The organism is Ruegeria atlantica (assembly GCF_013032005.1).
In the GTDB taxonomy this organism is placed as follows: domain Bacteria; phylum Pseudomonadota; class Alphaproteobacteria; order Rhodobacterales; family Rhodobacteraceae; genus Ruegeria; species Ruegeria atlantica_A.
Genome location: NZ_WQBE01000001.1, coordinates 622793 through 641717, shown reverse-complemented (window position 1 = coordinate 641717; position 18925 = coordinate 622793). Strand labels below are relative to the sequence as shown.

General features: G+C 57.7%; 16 protein-coding genes and 1 tRNA gene. 12 read left to right on the top strand and 5 right to left on the bottom strand.

Annotation, left to right across the window (positions count from 1 at the left end):
• Positions 1–147 precede the first annotated feature (147 nt).
• The 3 genes from GOX21_RS03160 to GOX21_RS03150 all read left to right on the top strand — a co-directional run bounded on the left by GOX21_RS03160 (position 148) and on the right by GOX21_RS03150 (position 3198).
• A complete protein-coding gene (locus GOX21_RS03160) occupies positions 148–1014 on the top strand; it encodes a YihY/virulence factor BrkB family protein (protein WP_170375418.1) in 867 nt (288 codons plus the stop codon).
• The gene (locus GOX21_RS03155; RefSeq protein ID WP_170375416.1) at positions 1011–2912 is read left to right on the top strand and encodes a multiheme c-type cytochrome; all 1902 of its coding nucleotides are present in this window, start codon (positions 1011–1013) and stop codon (positions 2910–2912) included. Before GOX21_RS03160 ends, GOX21_RS03155 begins: the two co-directional genes overlap by 4 nt.
• 97 nt (positions 2913–3009) lie before the next feature.
• Positions 3010–3198 carry a hypothetical protein gene (locus GOX21_RS03150; protein ID WP_170348776.1) on the top strand — a complete coding sequence of 63 codons (189 nt, stop codon included), beginning with the start codon at positions 3010–3012 and terminating at the stop codon, positions 3196–3198.
• A gap of 1 nt (position 3199) precedes the next feature.
• Here GOX21_RS03150 and GOX21_RS03145 read toward each other — a convergent pair whose 3' ends face one another.
• Together GOX21_RS03145 and GOX21_RS03140 are read right to left on the bottom strand one after the other, a co-directional pair.
• Positions 3200–3916, bottom strand: a complete 717-nt coding sequence (locus GOX21_RS03145) for an RlmE family RNA methyltransferase (RefSeq protein WP_170348775.1) — start codon at positions 3914–3916, stop codon at positions 3200–3202.
• The gene (locus GOX21_RS03140; protein WP_170358558.1) at positions 3916–5028 is read right to left on the bottom strand and encodes a Ppx/GppA phosphatase family protein; all 1113 of its coding nucleotides are present in this window, start codon (positions 5026–5028) and stop codon (positions 3916–3918) included. The genes GOX21_RS03145 and GOX21_RS03140 overlap by 1 nt, the downstream gene beginning before the upstream one ends.
• A 241-nt stretch (positions 5029–5269) precedes the next feature.
• Between GOX21_RS03140 and GOX21_RS03135 the strand changes: the two genes are divergently transcribed.
• The 5 genes from GOX21_RS03135 (at position 5270) to GOX21_RS03115 (ending at position 8690) form a co-directional block, all read left to right on the top strand.
• Complete coding sequence (locus GOX21_RS03135; RefSeq protein WP_170324990.1) at positions 5270–5566, top strand: virulence factor; 297 nt, start codon at positions 5270–5272, stop codon at positions 5564–5566.
• 26 nt (positions 5567–5592) lie between these two features.
• The gene (locus tag GOX21_RS03130) at positions 5593–6519 is read left to right on the top strand and encodes a methylenetetrahydrofolate reductase (protein ID WP_170375414.1); all 927 of its coding nucleotides are present in this window, start codon (positions 5593–5595) and stop codon (positions 6517–6519) included.
• Between the two features lie 9 nt (positions 6520–6528).
• Positions 6529–7593, top strand: coding sequence for a methyltetrahydrofolate cobalamin methyltransferase (locus GOX21_RS03125; RefSeq protein WP_170348771.1), 1065 nt, complete (start codon positions 6529–6531; stop codon positions 7591–7593).
• 130 nt (positions 7594–7723) lie between these two features.
• The gene (locus GOX21_RS03120) at positions 7724–8551 is read left to right on the top strand and encodes a polyphosphate kinase 2 family protein (protein ID WP_170358554.1); all 828 of its coding nucleotides are present in this window, start codon (positions 7724–7726) and stop codon (positions 8549–8551) included.
• Between the two features lie 65 nt (positions 8552–8616).
• Positions 8617–8690 (top strand) — tRNA-Gly (locus GOX21_RS03115).
• A 1-nt stretch (position 8691) separates the two neighbouring features.
• Here GOX21_RS03115 and GOX21_RS03110 read toward each other — a convergent pair.
• Together GOX21_RS03110 and GOX21_RS03105 are read right to left on the bottom strand one after the other, a co-directional pair.
• Positions 8692–9549 (bottom strand): class I SAM-dependent methyltransferase, encoded by an 858-nt coding sequence (locus GOX21_RS03110; protein ID WP_170375412.1) that lies wholly within the window; start codon positions 9547–9549, stop codon positions 8692–8694.
• A 24-nt stretch (positions 9550–9573) separates the two neighbouring features.
• Positions 9574–11619: an ASKHA domain-containing protein gene (locus tag GOX21_RS03105; protein ID WP_170348768.1), complete on the bottom strand. Its 2046-nt coding sequence runs from the start codon at positions 11617–11619 to the stop codon at positions 9574–9576.
• A gap of 217 nt (positions 11620–11836) precedes the next feature.
• On the opposite strand from GOX21_RS03105, the gene guaB reads away from it, so the two are divergent.
• From guaB to GOX21_RS03090, 3 genes are all read left to right on the top strand, one after another.
• Positions 11837–13285, top strand: a complete 1449-nt coding sequence (gene guaB / locus GOX21_RS03100; RefSeq protein ID WP_170348767.1) for an IMP dehydrogenase — start codon at positions 11837–11839, stop codon at positions 13283–13285.
• Positions 13286–13380: 95 nt separating this feature from the next.
• Entirely contained in the window at positions 13381–14538 is a 1158-nt protein-coding gene (locus GOX21_RS03095; protein ID WP_170375410.1) for an RsmB/NOP family class I SAM-dependent RNA methyltransferase, read from the top strand.
• Between the two features lie 104 nt (positions 14539–14642).
• The gene (locus tag GOX21_RS03090; protein WP_170375408.1) at positions 14643–16934 is read left to right on the top strand and encodes a hybrid sensor histidine kinase/response regulator; all 2292 of its coding nucleotides are present in this window, start codon (positions 14643–14645) and stop codon (positions 16932–16934) included.
• A 5-nt stretch (positions 16935–16939) separates the two neighbouring features.
• Here the strand turns inward: GOX21_RS03090 and GOX21_RS03085 are convergent, their stop codons facing one another.
• Entirely contained in the window at positions 16940–17533 is a 594-nt protein-coding gene (locus tag GOX21_RS03085) for a sulfotransferase family 2 domain-containing protein (RefSeq protein WP_170375406.1), read from the bottom strand.
• 192 nt (positions 17534–17725) lie between these two features.
• Between GOX21_RS03085 and recA the strand changes: the two genes are divergently transcribed.
• Positions 17726–18793: a recombinase RecA gene (gene recA / locus GOX21_RS03080; RefSeq protein WP_170348763.1), complete on the top strand. Its 1068-nt coding sequence runs from the start codon at positions 17726–17728 to the stop codon at positions 18791–18793.
• The last annotated feature ends 132 nt before the right edge of the window (positions 18794–18925 follow it).

Sequence of the window (18925 nt, the reverse complement as noted above, 5' to 3'; positions counted from 1 at the left end):
TGTCTCGGGAACTGTCCTTGGCGCGTATAGCGATCCTGCACAGCAGAGCCGGATTATGCAATGCGTCCAAACCTTTGTCTGAGATTATTTGGGTAGTTCGCGGGATTGCCGGTTCTTTGGGTGCCACAGGCAGGTTAGGCTTTGGGAATGAACGCGCGTGTGATTCCTTATTTGAGCCGACCGGTTCGGGCACTTTGGGTGGCTATTGTCCGCTTTGACGCCAAGAACGGCTTCGTCATGAGCAGCCATGTCGCCATGTCTCTAATGTTGGCGCTTTTTCCGTTTGCCCTGTTTACCGTGGCTTTGGCAGGTTCACTGTCACAGGAATACGTCACCGACGAATTGATCGAGTTGATTTTTGGTGCCTGGCCAAAAGATGTGGCCGGGCCGATTGTGGCTGAACTGCGCTCGGTCCTGACGGAATCCGGTTCAGGGGTAATCACTTTGGGCGGTTTGCTGGCGGTGTTTTTTGCCTCAAACGGGGTATTGGCCGTGCGCAAGGCCATGAATCAAGCCTATCACGACCACGACAGTTGGCCGTTTTGGAAAACGCGGCTGTTGTGTCTGGGGCTGGTGATTGTTGGTGGTCTTACAATCATGATCATAGCGGCGGTCGAAGTGGTTCTGCCAGTCTATACGCAGTTGGTGTCCGAGAAGACGGATGTGAACGTGTCCGATTGGTTGTCGGTGGATCGTCTGCGCTGGACATTCACGGTAGCCGTTCCCGCAGGAGTAGTTGTCCTGGCACATCTGGTCTTGCCAACGGGACGGCACAAGCTGCGCCAGATTCTGCCGGGCGTTGTGCTGACGCTTGCCCTTTGGGCTGCGGGAGGTTGGGGGTTTTCGGTTTATATCGCGCAGTTCGCCTCGTACAGCGCCACCTACGCAGGTCTGGCCGGGGCGATGGCCGCGCTGATCTTTCTGTATCTGTGTGCCGCGATGCTGATCCTGGGTGCCGAATATAACGGGGCGTTGATGGATATGCAGGATGAGCTGGACGGGCAAGCGGCGTGAGAACAGCAATTTTTCTTTTCGGGCTGCTCGCACCGTTATTCGCATTTGCTCAATCGCCCGAGTATGTCGGCTCGGACCAATGTATCGCGTGCCACAAGGCTGAGGCCGAGGCCTGGTCTGCATCCCATCACGCTTTGGCCTGGACCAAGGTAGAAGACGGGCACGTCGCGGCTGATTTTGATGATACGCGGTTTGATCATGACGACATGTCTGTCGAGTTCAGCCAGACAGGCGATATGGTGCAGGCCCGTGTGACCGAAAAGGATGGCACTACAACCCTTTACGATCTGCATTCAGTGGTCGGTATTGAACCGTTGCAGCAATACTTGTTCGAAATCGAACCCGGCCGTTTGCAGAGTTTCGATGTGGTTTGGGATACAAGCGAACAACGCTGGTATCACCTCTATCCCGATCAGGACCTTCCCCCGGATGATGGTCTGCACTGGACCGGGCCGTATAAGAACTGGAACGCTCGTTGCGCTGAATGCCACGCGACCGGGTTTGAAAAGAATTACGATGGGCAGACCCGCAATTACAGCTCAGTTCAGGCTGAGATTGGGGTAGGGTGCGAAGCCTGCCATGGCCCATCCTCGGCCCATATCGACTGGACGCAAGGAAAAAACATCGACGCTGATCTGAGTGCGTTTGGGTTCACCATGGATTGGGGAAAAGGCCAGACTGAGGCGGAAATCCAGCAATGCGCCGGTTGTCATTCCCGGCGTGAAGCACACGGCGATGGAAACCCGGTGCCGGGAACGCCCTATCATGACGCTTACAACCTGTCGGTGCTACGCCCAGGCCTCTATCACCCTGACGGCCAGATTTTGGACGAGGTCTATGTCTACGGCTCATTCCTGCAGTCCAAGATGTATGCACAGGGCGTCGGGTGCATGAATTGCCATGACCCGCACAGTGCCGAACTGAAAGCCGAAGGCAATGGCGTGTGTACCCAGTGCCATTCCCCGGCGGGAAATCCAGCTTTCCCTACCCTGACGGCCAAAGATTACGATACACCGGCGCATCATCATCACCCGGACGACAGCGCAGGCGCCCAGTGCGTATCCTGTCATATGATCGAGCGGGTATATATGGGTGTCGATTGGCGACGCGATCACAGCTTTCGCATCCCGCGCCCTGATCTGGGGTTGGGGCAGGACGCCTGTACCGATTGCCACCAATCCGAAGATCAAGCCTGGGCCGCGGAACAAATCCAAGGGTGGTTTCCTGACTCCGCCCAACGTCGTGAGCATTTCGGGACGACGTTTCAGGCGGCTCTGACCGGGCAGGCTGACGGGTCAGAGGCTTTGCTGGAAATAGCGACTGACCCGAACATGGCTGGCATCGTGCGCGCCACGGCGGCGTATCTGCTGCAGCCCTTCGCGTCGCCCGAGGTTGCGGCAAAAACGGCACCAATGCTGTCGGACACTAACCCCTTAGTGCGCGCCAACGCAGCAGCGTTGCAACGTGAGGCAGCGCTGCCGGACCGGGTAGGGCGGTTGGAACCGTTGCTTTCTGACCCGATGCGCAACGTGCGTATTTCGGCAGCCAAAGAGTTCCTGAACATTCCGGCTCAGGCGCTGACGTCGGAGCAGCAAACACAAGTGGCGCAGAGCATGGCCGAATGGCAGGGTGCAATCGGGAACCGGCTGGATTTCCCTGAAACCCATCTTGTTTTGGGTGGAATGGCGTTGACGTTCCGCAACGCACCTGCGGCTGAGCTAGCCTTTCGCGAAGTTGTCACCCTTGACCCACAGCGCGCCGAGGCCTGGCCAATGTTGGTGCAGTTGGCGCAGATTAATCGTGGGCCACAGGCCGCGCGCACCGTACTGCAAGAGGGGCTAGACATACTGCCTAAAGATCCGGGATTGCTGCAGCTCAAGGCTCAGCTGACCCCGTAAACCGGCATGGCGTGGCCCGGATTTTGCCACGTTCCCGACTAATTATTGGGTTAACCATGGGTCAAGCTAGAAACACCGCCAGACCCTAAGGTGACCCATGTCTGACAAACCGGTTCACACATCGCAGCTGCAAAATCCTTTGTCCCTGGGCCAGAGGATCGCTGAACTGCAGGCGAGAAAGCCAGAATATATCAACCATGGCGAAGCCCTGCTGTTGCAAAGCACAGCTGCCGCGTCGCTGCGCGAGCAATTCCTGACCGGTGATCGAAGCTGGCTTGATGATTAAGTCAGCCGCGGAATCCCGTGGCGACAACAAATTTCTCGGAACTGTCAGACCGTGACGCAGGGGGCTTTACGTTTGCCACCTTTTCGAACTTTTGCTTCAACAACTTTTGCAGATCGCCCTCGGCCCCCCCGGCCAGAACCTTGGCGACAAACGTGCCGCCTTCTTCCAGCACGTCGAAGGCAAAATAGGCCGCGGTTTCGCACAGGGCCATGATCCGTAGGTGATCGGTTTGCTTATGCCCGGACGACGACGCCGCCATATCGGACATCACGACATCTGCCTTGCCGCCCAGCCAGGCTTTGACCATTTCGTCGGCATCGTCTTCCATGAAGTCCAGCACATGCGCCTCGGCACCTGCGACCGGTTCAACCTCTTGTAAGTCGACGCCCAGAACGGTTCCAATCCGTTTGCCAGATCGCTCGCCCAGCGCATTGACGCGTTTAACGGCTACCTGCAGCCAGCCACCGGGCGCACAACCCAGATCGACCACGCGCGCACCGGGAACGAGAAAGCGGAACTTGTCATCCAGTTCCAAAATCTTATAGGCCGCACGTCCGCGATAGCCATCCGCTTGCGCGCGCTTCACATACGGGTCGTTCAACTGCCGCTCAAGCCAACGGGTCGAGCTGAGCTTGCGCCCGCGCGCAGTCTTGACCTTGACCTTCAGGTCGCGCTGTCCGCGACCCGAGTTGTTTTTGCCACTTGGTGTCTTCGCCATTAGAACGGTCCGTCTTCCAATACACCGTCCGCACTCATCTGCGCATAAAGCAGGCCTTCGCGCAGCCCACGATCCGCCACGGAAAGGCGGTCAGTGGGCCAGCAGCGAAGCAATGCCTGCAAAATGGCTGAGCCGGACATGATCAGGGCCTGCCGGTCATCGCCGATACGCGGATCTCGCCGCCGCCCCAGTGGGCCGAGTTCTAAGTATCCCCGTATGACTTTGTCAATCTGATCGCTGGTCATGCGCAAACCGTCCACTTTGGTCCGGTCATAACGCTTTAGCCCCAGATGCGAGGCGGCCACGGTCGTTACCGTGCCGCTAGTACCGACAATCTGAAACCCTTCGCGGGCCTGTTCGTCCTTGTAAGGGGCAAAATCGGCCAGGTTTTCTTCAAAAAACCAGCTCATCAGCGCGAAACGAGCCGAGTCGTCTTCGACATCATTGAACTGGTCACGCAGAGTGGCCACCCCCAACGGAACGCTGATCCAATCCACCACTTTTGCTGCCGGGAAAGGGCTATCGGCTGTATGAAACCCGTGGTGCAGCCGCATAATCGCCGCCGGACGATCCCGACGCGGTACGGAAGAGACGTCGATCCACACCAACTCGGTCGAACCGCCGCCGATATCTACGACCAATAGCTGTTCGGTCTTGGTCGACACCAGCGGCGCACACGAGATCACGGCCAGGCGGGCCTCTTCCTCGGGCTGGATGATTTCCAGAGTCAGGCCAGTTTCGCGTTTTACCTGCCGGATGAAGTCGCGAGAATTCTTGGCGCGCCGACAGGCCTCGGTCGCGACCAGGCGCATCCGTTTGACCTTGTTTCGCTTCAGTTTCTGCTGACAGATGCGCAGTGCCTGAATGGTGCGCGCCATCGACGACCGAGACAGCCGTCCGGTCCGTTCCAGCCCCGCGCCCAGTTGCACGGATTTGGAAAAGCTGTCTACCACATGAAACCCGCTACCCTTGGGTTGGGCTATCAACATGCGGCAGCTATTTGTTCCCAGATCCAGCGCCGCATATAACGCATCTGGATCGGGTCTTGCCGGCGCGGGGCTTTCGACCGCCTTGGGGAACGCGCCCGCACCTTTGGGACGCTTGGGCGCCATCTTCAACGCCCTCCGATTTTCGAGTTACCCCGACCATAGGTCGGCCAAATGTTTCGTGCAAGACGCTCATTAAAGTGATGAGTATTTTGATGTGCGCATTTGCGCGAGAATTGAGTACAAGCGCCGTATCCTGTGGGGGACAAAAACGTCGTTTGAAAGACTGCTTGTGTCGAAAATCGACCGACTTTGACCCATATAGAAGTCTAGAACCGATCCATCTGGTTAGGAGGAATCAACGGCAATGCCTGACGTCACCATCGTATACTGGCGCGATATTCCCGCCCAAGTCATCGTCGGCAAAGGCCGTCGTGGCGCAAAGCGGCAGTTGGAGGAGCGGTTCGAACAAGCCATCGACCGGGCTGCGATGAAAGTGAACGCCAAGGATAGCGATGCCTATCTGGCCGAGTGGCGCAAGGCCGAACCCTTTGCTGTCGAGGGCGACCCGTCCGAGATTGCCGAGGCCGAGGCCGTGCGTTTGGAAACGGAATACGATCAGGACCGCATCAAGGCTCTGATCGCCAATGACGGTTGGGCATGAGCCCAAAATCTATATGGGAGGCCGCAATGGCTTTGCTGAACTTCAAGAAACGTGATGCGGTCGAAAACGGCCCTGTGAATCCGACCGTCGAAGCCTTTTTGCAAGGCTATTCGATCGAGGTGATGCCGCGCACCGCCGAAAATGTCGAAGATTTCCGCGCGCTGTTGCCCGAAGGCACCCGCGTCTACATCGCCCATATTGAGGGCACGCCCATCGAAGATATGGTCAAGACCGCCAAGCGGATCGCCGACGAAGGTTATCCCGTGATGCCCCATTTCCCGGCGCGGATCATCAAGGATGCGGCCACGTTAGAGAACTGGATCTCGATGTATCAGGGCGAAGCGGGCGTTGATCAAGCGCTGTTGCTGGCCGGTGGTGTCGCCAATCCGCACGGTGATTTCGACAGCTCGATGCAACTGCTGGAATCCGGCCTGTTCGACAAGGCAGGCTTCAAGCGTCTGCACGTGGCGGGCCACCCCGAGGGCAACAAGGACATTGACCCGGACGGCTCGACCAAGAATGTCGACGACGCGCTGCGTTGGAAGCAGAAATTCTCGGAAACCACCGATGCGGAAATGGCTCTGGCAACCCAGTTTGCTTTTGACGCCAAGCCGATAATCGCATGGGCCGACAGCCTGAAAGAAGCCGGCATCGACCTGCCGATCCATATTGGCATCGCGGGCCCGGCCAAGCTGCAGACCTTGATCAAATTCGCCATCGCCTGCGGTGTTGGCCCGTCGCTGAAGGTTCTGCAAAAACGCGCCATGGATGTCTCGAAGCTCTTGCTGCCGTATGAACCGACCGATGTTGTGACTGAGCTGGCCAACCACAAAGCGGCCAACCCGGATTTCAACATCACCAACGTACACTTCTTCCCGCTTGGTGGCATCAAGACCAACGCCAACTGGGCGATCAATAACGGCGGCGCTTCGGCAAAGCCTGCAAACGCTTAAGGAACGGACATGACCCGTACAGTCGTAGAATCAAAAACAAAAACAGCCGTCCTGGGATTTGACGAACCGTTTTGCGTCATCGGTGAGCGGATCAACCCGACCGGTCGTAAAAAGCTGGCCGCAGAACTGGAAGCGGGCGACTTCTCAACCGTTGAGAAAGACGCCATCGCACAGGTCGCCGCAGGGGCCACAGTGTTGGATATCAACGCAGGCGTTGTCTACAACTCGAACCCCAACCCGAACGAGACCGAGCCGCCGCTGATGCGCAAGATTGTCGAGCTGGTACAGGGGCTGGTCGATGTGCCGCTGTGCGTTGACTCCTCAGTTCCCGGCGCTTTGGAAGCGGGTTTGGAAGCCGCGGAAGGTCGTCCACTGCTGAACTCGGTCACCGGCGAAGAAGAGCGGTTGGAAATGGTTCTGCCGCTGGTCAAAAAGTACAACGTTCCAGTCGTTGCGATCTCGAACGACGACACCGGTATTTCCGAAGATCCCGATGTGCGGTTCGAGGTTGCCAAAAAGATCGTCGAGCGTGCCGCTGATTTCGGTATCCCGGCCCATGACATCGTCGTTGACCCGCTGGTTATGCCCATCGGTGCCATGGCAACCGCAGGCCAGCAGGTGTTCGCTCTGGTCCGTCGCCTGCGCGAGGAACTGGGCGTGAACACCACTTGCGGTGCCTCCAACATCTCGTTCGGTCTGCCGAACCGTCACGGCATCAATAACGCGTTCCTGCCGATGGCAATGGGCGCTGGCATGACCTCGGCGATTATGAACCCGGTCGCTTTGCCGGTGACGCAGAAAAAGATTGCCGAGAAGAAAGAGGCCGTTACAGCCGCTGGCATCATCCTGCCCGAAGGCATGGATGACGAGGCTTTCGTCCAGATGTTTGGCCTGGGTTCGACCAAGCCGCGCGCTGGCAAGGAAATGGAGGCCATTCGTGCCGCCAACCTGCTGACCAATAACGACCCGCATGGCGGGGAGTGGATCAGGTTCAACAAAGCGCCGGACGAAGCAGGTGCCGCAGGCGCTGCTGGTGGCCGTCGCGGTGGTGGTCGTCGTCGCCGCGCGTCCTGAACCGGACACCAAATACAGTGAAAAGGCTGGGCCTCGCGCCCAGCCTTTTTCGTTTTTGATACCAATCAAGGCTAAGGCGAGGTTGGCGGGTCAGACTGATTGGGACAGATGACGAAGGACCAGCGCAATCATGACCCGACATCACCCCCCAAAGCTCGCCGACGCGGACTTGAACCTGAAATTGGGCAAGCAGAGCTATTTCAAGAAACTGGCCGAGTTGCAGGCGCAATTGGCGCTGATCCAACAGGCGTTTCTGTTTCACGGAACCAAGGGCGTGCTGGTCTTTGAAGGATGGGACGCGGCAGGCAAGGGCGGCACGATCCGACGGATCAGTCAGGCTCTGGATCCGCGCAGTTTCAAAGTGTGGCCGATTGGGGCGCCCCGAAACTATTATCTGAACCGTCACTACCTATTGCGGTTTTGGGAGAGGTTGCCACCTCAAGGCGCGATCTCTGCTTTTGATCGCAGTTGGTATGGCCGGGTGCTGGTCGAACGGATCGAGAAGTTCACCCCGGAAGAGCGCTGGCGCGCAGCCTATCGCGAGATCAACGATTTCGAACGCATGCTGGTGGATGACGGCACCCGCATCGTAAAGCTGTTCTTTCACATTTCTCAGCAAGAACAGATGGAGCGGTTCACAGAACGCCTACGCAACCCGATGAAGCGGTGGAAACTGACCTATGAGGACTTTCGCAACCGCGAACGATGGGCCGAAGCAGAAGTTGCCGTAGATGAAATGTTGGCCCGTACCTCAACCGATGTCGCGCCATGGTGTGTGATCCCTGCCAACAACAAGAAATATGCAAGAATCAAAGCAATGCAGGCAATTGTTGATGCTTTTTCGAAAGATATCGACCTGAACCCCCAGCATCTGGATCAGCGCACGCTGGATGCGGCATGCGAGGCGCTGGATGTGGATCAATCCCTGATCGACGACCTGCGTGCCCGGACCGAGTAAAATGGGAGCTGAGATGGAAAGACGCTTGCGGTTAATCAATCGCCGGTGCTATTCAGCGCCACGCGGCGGGTATGATGTAATGGTAGCCTGTCAGCTTCCCAAGCTGAACGCGCGGGTTCGATTCCCGCTACCCGCTCCAATTACTCAGATTTTCGCGCCTGAAACAGGTTGATCAAAGCCGGGATTTCGACGGTTTTTTCAGACGCATACGGTTGAAATGCCTTTGTAATTCCTTGCTGGATATTCAATACGTCCTCGGCATCCCCTTCAAAATAGGCGATCAGACGGGCCGCCGGACCGATACGTGTACACAAGGTTGCGCAATCCTCGATCGTTCCGCGAATGCGCAGTAAGACAGGTACTTGTTCGACACGAATATCGGTCAGGCCAGCCTGGTCCAGTAGGCCAGAGATCCGTTCGTGGTCATGAAAGGCCAATGGGCCGGGGGCGTTTCGATCCATTACAGGTGGGTTGCCCAGTCGGGCACATGCGATGATATGCGGTGTCTTGAACCAGGGATTTCTGTCTAATGGTCCCCAAGCGGCAAAGGTCATCTGACCACCCGGCTTCAACGCTCGTGCCATGTTGGCAAAGGCAGCGACCGTGTCTTCAAAAAACATCACCCCAAAACGCGAGATCATTGCGTCGCGGTCTGCCTCGACAAACCGGTGGGTCTGGGCATCGGCATGTTGGAGGTCGATGTTTAACAACCCTTTTTCGATGGCCCGTTGCCCCGCGCGGTCCAGAAATGGCTGCGAGAAGTCCGCCGCCAGTACGTGACCGTTTTCGCCTACGAACTCTGCCGCCCTGACGCTGCTTGCACCGGTGCCGCAGCCGATATCCAGCACCCGCATGCCGGGTTGCAGCCCGGCTCTGTCTAAGACCAGATCAAGAACCGGGGCCAACATCTCATCCATCTGCTCTTCATAGGTGAGCCAATTGGCACCAGAGGGAGAATTGCTCCAGAATTCGGCCTGTTCTTCGTTCGCTGCTTGCATGATCGCCTCTCTCAGGTGACGCGACTATGACCGGCGTCGGCGTCGGCGACCAGACTTTTCATCGGCCCCTCCGGCCGAGTTGAAGGTAGGTGAGGGCAGGGTGACCACCTGCGACAGCTCCGGGAACGGATCGGTTTTGTGCGGGATAGCGTTTGCGGCGACGAAATGATCCTGGAACTTGGGTTCAATTGCGGTTTCAACCTTGGTGATCTCGCGCACGACGCGCTCGATTTCCGACCGGGCGGTGATGTTACACAGCGCAATCCGCGCACCGGTGCCCGCCGCATTGCCCGCGCTTGAGACCTTGTCCAGCGGCGCGTCGGGGATCATGCCCAGAACCATCGCGTGTTTGGTCGAAATATGCGCACCGAAAGCTCCGGCCAGTACCACGCGATCCACTTTATCGACCTCCATGACATCCATCAGAAGGCGCGCACCGGCATAAAGCGCGGATTTGGCCAGCTGGATGGCACGGATGTCGCCTTGGGTCACGGTTATGCGCGGGCCGCCCTCGGCGCTGGCGTCATGGATCAGGTAGGCATGGGTGCGGCCTTCAGGCACGCAGCGCGTGGTGCCAGTTTGTTCGGCCGACCCAATTAGACCGCTTTCATCCAGCAACCCGGCGATGCGCATTTCAGCGACCGCCTCGATGATGCCCGAACCACAGATGCCGGTGATACCGGTGGTGGCAACGTCCTGATCGAAGCCATCTTCGTCAGACCATTTCTCGGAACCAATAATGCGGAAGCGGGGTTCCTTGGTAACGGGGTCGATCTCGATCCTTTCAATGGCTCCGGGGGCGGCCCTTTGGCCGGAACTGATCTGTGCGCCTTCGAATGCAGGACCTGTGGGCGAGGAACAAGCCAGAACGCGGCTGGTGTTGCCCAGCAGAATTTCGGCGTTGGTGCCGACATCGACGATCAGAACGAGGTCTTCGGATTTTCCGGGCTCCTCGGACAGGGCAACGGCGGCACAGTCGGCGCCGACATGACCCGCGATGCAGGGCAGGATATAGACCTGCGCGCGTGGGTTCATTTTCGTCAGGTCCATCTCACGCGCGGGCAGAGACATGCTTTCCGACGTGGCCAGAGCAAACGGCGCCTGACCAAGTTCAACCGGGTCCAGCCCCAGCAGTAGATGGTGCATGACCGGGTTGCAGACGAATACGGTTTCGACGATCAGGTCGGCATCAATCCCAGCTTCATCCGCAATCGAGGTGGACAGGTCATTGATCGCCTCGCGCACGGCTTTTGTCATTTCCTGATCGCCGCCGGGGTTCATCATCGAATATGACACGCGGCTCATCAGATCTTCGCCAAAGCGGATCTGTGGATTCATCAGGCCCGATGATGCCTTAACCTCACCTGTTTCCAGATCGGTCAGGTGGGCGGCAATGGTGGTTGAGCCAAGGTCAATAGCCAGCCCATACAACCCGCTTTCATGGAGGCCGGGCCAGATTTCAACGACCTTCGCGACCGAATCCTTGTGCCCTTTGTGAACAGCAACGGTAACTTCCCATTTACCTTTGCGCAGAACCGGCTGCAGCTTGGACATCAGCGACAGATCGGCTGTGACGGCATCGATGTGCCACTGTTCGCGCAAGGCACGCTCCAGCCGCTCCAGATCGCCGGTGGGTGAGTGCATATCGGGCTCTTCCACCACCACAAAATACAGCCGGGTTGCCGGGTCCATGGTGATGGCGCGCGCGGTGGCAGCCTTGCGGACGACCTGCCGGTGTACCTGGCTTTCAGGTGGTACGTCGATCACGATGTCGCCCTGAACCGTCGCCTGACAGCCCAGACGGCGACCGGTTTTCAACCCGCGCTTGTCGTCGTAACGCTGTTCGACCGCGTTCCATTCGCTCAGCGCGTCGTCGGATACAGTCACGCCGTGCTTGGGAAACTCTCCATAGCTGGGCGTGATCTGGCATTTCGAACAGATCCCGCGCCCGCCACAGACCGAATCCAGGTCGACGCCCAACTGCCGGGCAGCGGTCAGAACCGGGGTGCCGACGGGGAAATGCCCGCGTTTGCCCGAGGGGGTAAAGACAACAAGGGGATCGGTGGTCATATCTGGCCTGCCTTTTTGTATTCGCGCGTTTGCCGGCAAGATATGGGTTTGTGCGCAAAGGGAAAGGGCATTCCGCGGCACGTTTTGGATAATGAACGTCGTTTTTTACTGCGGTAGCGGCTTGCGGGGGGAAACTAGTTTAGGTCAGGGGCTTTTCCTTGGGATGAATCCATGTAATAGGGTCACCGCCAAACGGGCTTTTGCATGAGGTTAGCAGATGCAGATTCGTGAGGCACTTACCTTTGACGACGTACTCTTGGTTCCGGGGGCATCGACGGTGCTGCCTGCGACGGCGGACACGACCACGCGCGTGACCCGTGAGATTACCATGAACATCCCGCTGCTCAGCTCGGCCATGGACACGGTGACCGAGGCGCGCATGGCCATTGCCATGGCGCAGGCCGGTGGCATTGGCGTTATTCATAAGAACCTGACAACCGAAGAACAGGCCCGCGAAGTGCGGCGGGTCAAGCGGTTTGAGTCCGGCATTGTGTATAACCCGGTGACCCTGCGCGCGGATCAGACGCTGGCAGATGCGCAGGCGCTGGTGCAGCGTTACAACTTTACTGGCTTTCCGGTGATTGATGACCAAGGTCGCGTCGTTGGTATCGTGACCAACCGTGACATGCGTTTTGCAACCTCGGATGATACGCCGATCAAGGCGATGATGACCTCGGACAATCTGGCGATGCTGAAAGAGCCCGCCGATCTGGAAGAGGCCAAAAGCCTGATGCGAGCCCGTCGGATCGAAAAGCTGCTGGTGGTCGATGGCGAGGGCAAGCTGACCGGCCTGCTGACGTTGAAGGACACCGAACAAGCGGTGCTGAATCCAACGGCCTGCAAGGACCGCCTGGGTCGTTTGCGTGTGGCTGCGGCGACCTCGGTCGGGGATGCCGGGTTTGAAAGGTCTGAACAACTGGTGGATTCCGGTGTCGACATCATCGTGGTCGATACCGCGCATGGTCATTCCCAAGGCGTCCTGGACGCGGTGAAGCGTGTCAAGACGCTGTCAAATGAGGTTCAGATCATTGCGGGTAACGTGGCAACGGGTGAAGCGACCAAGGCACTTATCGATGCCGGCGCGGATGCGATCAAGGTTGGTATCGGGCCTGGGTCGATCTGTACGACGCGGATGGTTGCGGGGGTCGGGGTGCCTCAGCTGACAGCGATCATGGATTGCGCTTCGGCCGCCGGAGATGTTCCGGTGATTGCCGATGGTGGCATCAAATTCTCGGGCGATTTCGCCAAGGCGATTGCGGCGGGCGCATCCTGTGCGATGGTCGGCTCGATGATCGCGGGCACCGATGAAAGCCCGGGCGAGGTGATCCTGTATCAAGGCCGTTCATTCAAATCTTACCGCGGCATGGGCAGCCTGGGCGCGATGGCGCGCGGCTCGGCGGATCGTTACTTCCAGAAGGATGCGGCCAACGACAAGCTGGTTCCCGAAGGGATCGAAGGGCAGGTGCCTTACAAAGGGTCGGCCAGCGCGGTGGTTCACCAATTGGTTGGCGGTTTGCGCGCGGCGATGGGCTATACTGGCTGCGCCACAGTTGAAGAGATGCGCAAGAACTGCAATTTCGTCAAAATCACTGGTGCGGGCCTGAAAGAAAGCCATGTACATGACGTGCAGATCACCCGTGAAAGCCCGAACTACCGGGTGATGTAATTGCATCCAATGCGTAATGCGGCGTCCGGATCAGGGCGCCGTTTTGCGTTTTCAGCGCATCTTTACGCGCCAAGACAACAGCATCGGAATACACCATGACCCCGGCCGCTCGTATTCAGGCTTCGATTGAAATCCTTGACCAGATTCTGTCGGGTATGCCCGTCGAGAAGTCTCTGACGAACTGGGCGCGACGCAGCCGGTTTGCCGGGTCCAAGGATCGTGCTGCGGTTCGTGATCATGTGTTTGATGCATTGCGGTGTCAGCGGTCCTATGCGGCGCTGGGTGGTGCTGACACTGGCCGATGTTTGATGATCGGTGCGCTTCGCGCCTCTGGCGAACGGCCGGAGGATTTGTTCACAGGCGCCCGTCACGCGCCCGCGGTTTTATCTGAGTGTGAGGTCGGGCGTGATTTTCGTTCGGATGCCGAGTCTTTGGACATTCCCGAATGGCTCTGGCCCAGATTTCAGTCCTCACTGGGAGATCAAGCAGTTGCCGTCGCGCGGGCGCTGCAACACCGCGCGCCGGTGCATCTGCGGGTTAATCTGGTCAAAACGGATGTAGCTTTCGCAAGCAAATCGCTAGCGGCTGAAGACATAACAGCCGCCCCGCATCCAACTTGCGAAACAGCCTTGGAAGTGACCCAAGGCGCGCGCAAGATCGCCCAAAGCCGGACCTATGCAATGGGGTTGGTCGAACTTCAGGATGCCGCCAGTCAGGCCGTTGTGGCCGCTTTGAATCTGCGCCCGGGGATGCGGGTTCTGGACTATTGCGCAGGTGGGGGTGGTAAGTCGTTGGCCCTGGCGGCGCATCAGGGGGTCGAGGTGTTTGCCCATGATGTAAACGCAGGCCGGATGCGCGACCTGCCAGCGCGCGCGGAACGTGCAGGGGTGCGGATTCAGATCGTGTCCACGGACCAACTCGAACAGCAAAAGCCGTTTGATGTCATTCTCGCGGATGCGCCATGTTCGGGCAGCGGGTCGTGGCGACGTGCGCCTGCGGGCAAGTGGGCGCTAACCGAAAGTCGCTTGCAGGAGCTTACCGGAATTCAATCGACCATTCTGGATAAGCTATCGACAATGGTCGCGCCGGGCGGTGTCTTGGCCTATGCGACGTGTTCTATGTTGGAGGATGAAAACGGAGCTGTCGTCGCCTCCTTTCTGCGCGCCAATCCAGAGTGGTCCGAGGCATTTCGCAAAACGTGGCTTGTTTCGCACGGAGCTGATGGTTTCTTCACGGCACACTTGACGCGATAGTGCGTCAGAGCATAGCAACTTTAGGGAGAGTATCCGGTTTCGCTTAATCGGACATTAACCTTATTTGGGCTGACTACGCCAAAGCCCATCGACTTGAGTTGTTTATGACTGACACTACGGAAGTATTCGCCGATCCGTCTGACCACAAAACCCCATCCGGCCTGCGACTTGCCTCTTTGGTTGTCATCGGTGCGCTTCTAAGCCTGACGCCGGTTTTAGGGCTGTTGCCCGACGTTTGGCATACAGGCTTCATGGTTGCGGGCGTATCCCTTCTGGCCGCTTCGTTTCTGGTGGTTCTTCGGGGGAAGATCACGGACTATTTGGCGCAGCATGCGGTGAAAACCATGGCCGTTTTCGCAGAGCAAGATCTGTTTCCCTGCGTGATTGCGAACGCCCAAGGCGAAATTCTGGCCGCCAACCCCGAGGCACGCGCGCAGTTTCAGGCCTTTGCAGGCAGTCGGTTAGAGCAGTGCCTGAAATCCCTGTTCGCGAACCCTCCGGCTATTTTGCTTCGACTGCAGTCATCGGCTGAAATTTATGGCAAAGCCCGCGAAGACATTGTGACCGTTGGGTCAACGATCCCGGTTTCAGTGTTCAACGTTGGTCAGGGTCGGTTTTGCTGGCGTTTTCATCTGGATACGCCAGGACAGTGGGACGAGGTCAACATCCCGGTCCTGACCGAGGGGCGCAACGGTACTTTGCTGCGGGTGAATGACGCAGCGGCGCATATGCTGGGGCAGAGGCCGGACGCGCTGAACGAAGTGCTCACGAGCGATTCTCTTACGCAGGGTGAAATTGTACAGGTTCAGACAACAAGGGGTGCGGTTTCAGCCATTGTATGCGAACTCGGCTGGTCCGGCACTGTGCGAAACCTGCTTGTGTTGCCTGTGGCGCAGGACCGGCAAGCCAGCAGTGGTACATCCTTTGCCGATTTGCCAGTGCCGATCATGCGCCTTGCCCCCGATGGTCGTATTCTCGAGGCGAACCGGCTGGCGGTAAAGTTGATCGGCGATATCGAGCCCGACGAAACCAATGTCGATCAGATCATGCAAGGGCTGGGGCATCCAATCTTGGATTGGTTGGGGCGGACCGCCGCACAAGAACCCACGATGCGGTCCGAGTTTCTGCGTCTGACCCGCCAGGACAAAGAGATTTTTGTTCAGGTCACCTTAAACCGTGTGGTGAACAACGGGCAGGTCTGCCTGATTGCGGTGTTGAATGACGCTACTGAACTCAAAACGCTTGAGGCACAGTTCGTGCAGGGTCAGAAAATGCAGGCGGTGGGCCAGTTGGCCGGTGGCGTTGCCCATGATTTCAACAATTTGCTGACAGCCATTTCCGGGCATTGCGACCTGCTGCTTTTGCGGCACGACCAAAATGACCCGAACTACGGCGATCTGGTTCAGATCAACCAAAATGCCAACAGGGCTGCGGCTCTGGTCAGTCAGCTGCTGGCGTTTTCGCGCAAACAAACCTTGCAGCCCGAGGTGCTGGACCTGCGCGATACGATCTCGGATCTGATCCACCTGCTGAACCGGTTGGTGGGCGAAAAAGTGCGCCTGATACTCAGCCATGATCCGGTTCTGAAACCCGTCCGGGCGGACAAAAGACAGCTAGAGCAGGTGCTGATGAACCTAGTTGTGAACGCGCGCGACGCCATGCCGGATGGCGGCGAGATTCGGATTGAGACCGAGGTGGTCTTGCTGAGCCAACCCTTCACACGCGACCGTGCCACGGTTCAGCCGGGGGAATACGTGACCGTCAAGGTAATCGACAGCGGCACTGGTATCCCGGCAGACAAGCTGCAAAAGGTATTTGAGCCGTTCTATACGACCAAGCGCACTGGCGAAGGTACGGGGTTGGGCTTGTCCACTGTCTATGGAATCGTCAAGCAAACGGGCGGGTTCATTTTTGTCGACAGCCTTCCGGGACATGGAACTGAATTCATTGTCTACCTTCCGGTGTCCGCGGCGCCTCAGGAAGTTCAGCAAGAGGCGTTGCCCGCGGTCGAAATGCAAAGCGCTCGGCAGGGCGAGGGTGTTGTGCTGTTGGTTGAAGACGAGGCCCCGGTGCGTGCCTTTGCAACACGCGCATTAAGGTTGAAGGGCTATACCGTTCTTGAGGCCGGGTCGGCAGAAGAGGCACTGCGCTTGCTTGAGGACGGGGCGTTGAATGTCGATGTTTTTGTCACCGATGTGGTCATGCCCGGGATGGATGGGCCAACCTGGGTGCGTCAGGCGATGAAAACGCGTCCGGATGTACGGGTGATCTTCATGTCTGGCTATACCGAAGGGGCCTTTGGTGATTCCGGGCCGGAAATCGCGCATTCGGCCTTCTTGCCGAAACCATTCTCATTGAATGAGCTGACCGAAGCGGTATTTCAACAGATTAACTGACCAAATCAAAGTGCAGCGTCGTGGCATATGAACTCGGCGTCGTGGCGTTTTCGAAACTTTCGCTCGGTTTCAAGTGACAGGGCAAGCTCACGTCGGGGTGAGACATTTTCCTGCTGCAGGTTAATCTGCATGTTCAGACGATCCTGAAGGAAGTTCAAAATCTTATCCTGATTTTCGTATTTGAAGACATGGCTTGCACCAAAACCGTTGCTTCGGGTGCGGAAAAACTGACTTTGGCTGCCCACATCCGCGAAATCGGGGCGCGGAGATTTCATATAGGCCTGCACAAAATCGTCAAAGGATATGTCACGAGTTGAATGCGGATGCCCGACCCGGTCATCGCGGCTGCGGAAACGGTACCAACTGCCCAGCCAGTCGATCGGTTCGCGTACGACGGCCATGATCTCCATTTCGGTGTCGTACATTTTCCGAAAAATGTTCTGAAAAAAGCGGTCATAGCGCCGCACAGGAGCGTGTTTCAGATCCGGTGGACCCGTTACGACAAAATCGGCGCGCTCGCGCAGGGCTGAGTGATAGGCCGTGCTGCCGGTCTTTGGAACAGCCAGAAACGCAAGGCGTTCCTTATAGAAAACAAGCATTTATTTGCCTTTTGCCGATCTCTGTTACGGGTGCAGATTGGCGTAAACGACTCTTTAACACAATTGCCCAACAGTAAGTATTGTAAGTTTTAGTTGAAATGTTCTCTTTTTGGTCTCATAAGGAACAAGAGGCGAACAAAGCAGCGATTGCCGCCCGTTCAAGGGTGTGACAAAAGGGAAGGCGACAGGACAATGGCGGATCTTCTGACGATGAGCGACAAGAAAAACGCAGACAAGCAAAAGGCGCTCGACAGCGCGCTGGCCCAGATCGAACGCCAGTTCGGCAAGGGCTCGATCATGAAGCTGGGCGAGGATTCCAAGCAGGACATCGAGGCCAGCTCGACCGGCTCTCTGGGTCTGGATATTGCTCTGGGGATTGGCGGCCTACCGATGGGTCGGATCGTTGAAATTTACGGGCCAGAAAGCTCTGGTAAGACGACGCTGACGTTGCACTGCATTGCCGAACAGCAAAAGCGTGGTGGTGTTTGCGCTTTTGTTGACGCGGAACATGCGCTGGACCCGCAATATGCGCGCAAGCTGGGCGTCGATCTGGACGAGTTGCTGATCTCACAGCCCGACACCGGCGAACAGGCGCTAGAGATTACCGATACGTTGGTGCGCTCGGGTGCGGTGAACATGGTTGTCGTCGACTCTGTTGCGGCTTTGACGCCGAAATCCGAGTTGGAAGGCGACATGGGTGACAGCAATGTCGGCGTTCAAGCCCGTTTGATGAGCCAGGCGATGCGTAAACTGACCGGTTCAATCAGCCGCTCGAATTGTATGGTCATCTTCATCAACCAGATTCGGATGAAAATCGGTGTGATGTTCGGTAGCCCGGAAACCACGACCGGTGGTAACGCGCTGAAATTCTACAGCTCGGTCCGCCTGGATATCCGCCGCATCGGTGCAATCAAGGATCGCGATGAGGTTGTGGGCAACCAGACCCGCGTCAAAGTGGTCAAGAACAAGGTGGCGCCGCCCTTCAAGCAGGTGGAATTCGACATCATGTATGGCGAAGGCATCAGCAAGATGGGCGAACTGCTGGATCTGGGCGTCAAGGCCGGCGTGGTCGAAAAGTCGGGCTCGTGGTTCAGCTATGGCGACGAACGGATCGGGCAGGGGCGAGAGAATGCCAAGCAATACCTGCGCGACAACAGCCGCGCCGCGCTTGAGATTGAAGACAAGATTCGCGCAGCACACGGTCTGGATTTCGAAATGCCGCCCGGCGCGACTGAGGATGATGATATCCTCGAGGCATAAACGCTCGCTGACGGGAACGGAAAAAATTCCGCGTCACACAGCCAGTGCTCAGAAAATCCGAAACAAGGCGGTCCATCGGGGTCGCCTTGTTTCGTTCTGCGAGTCCAACGCTGTGGACTATCCGCAGGGACA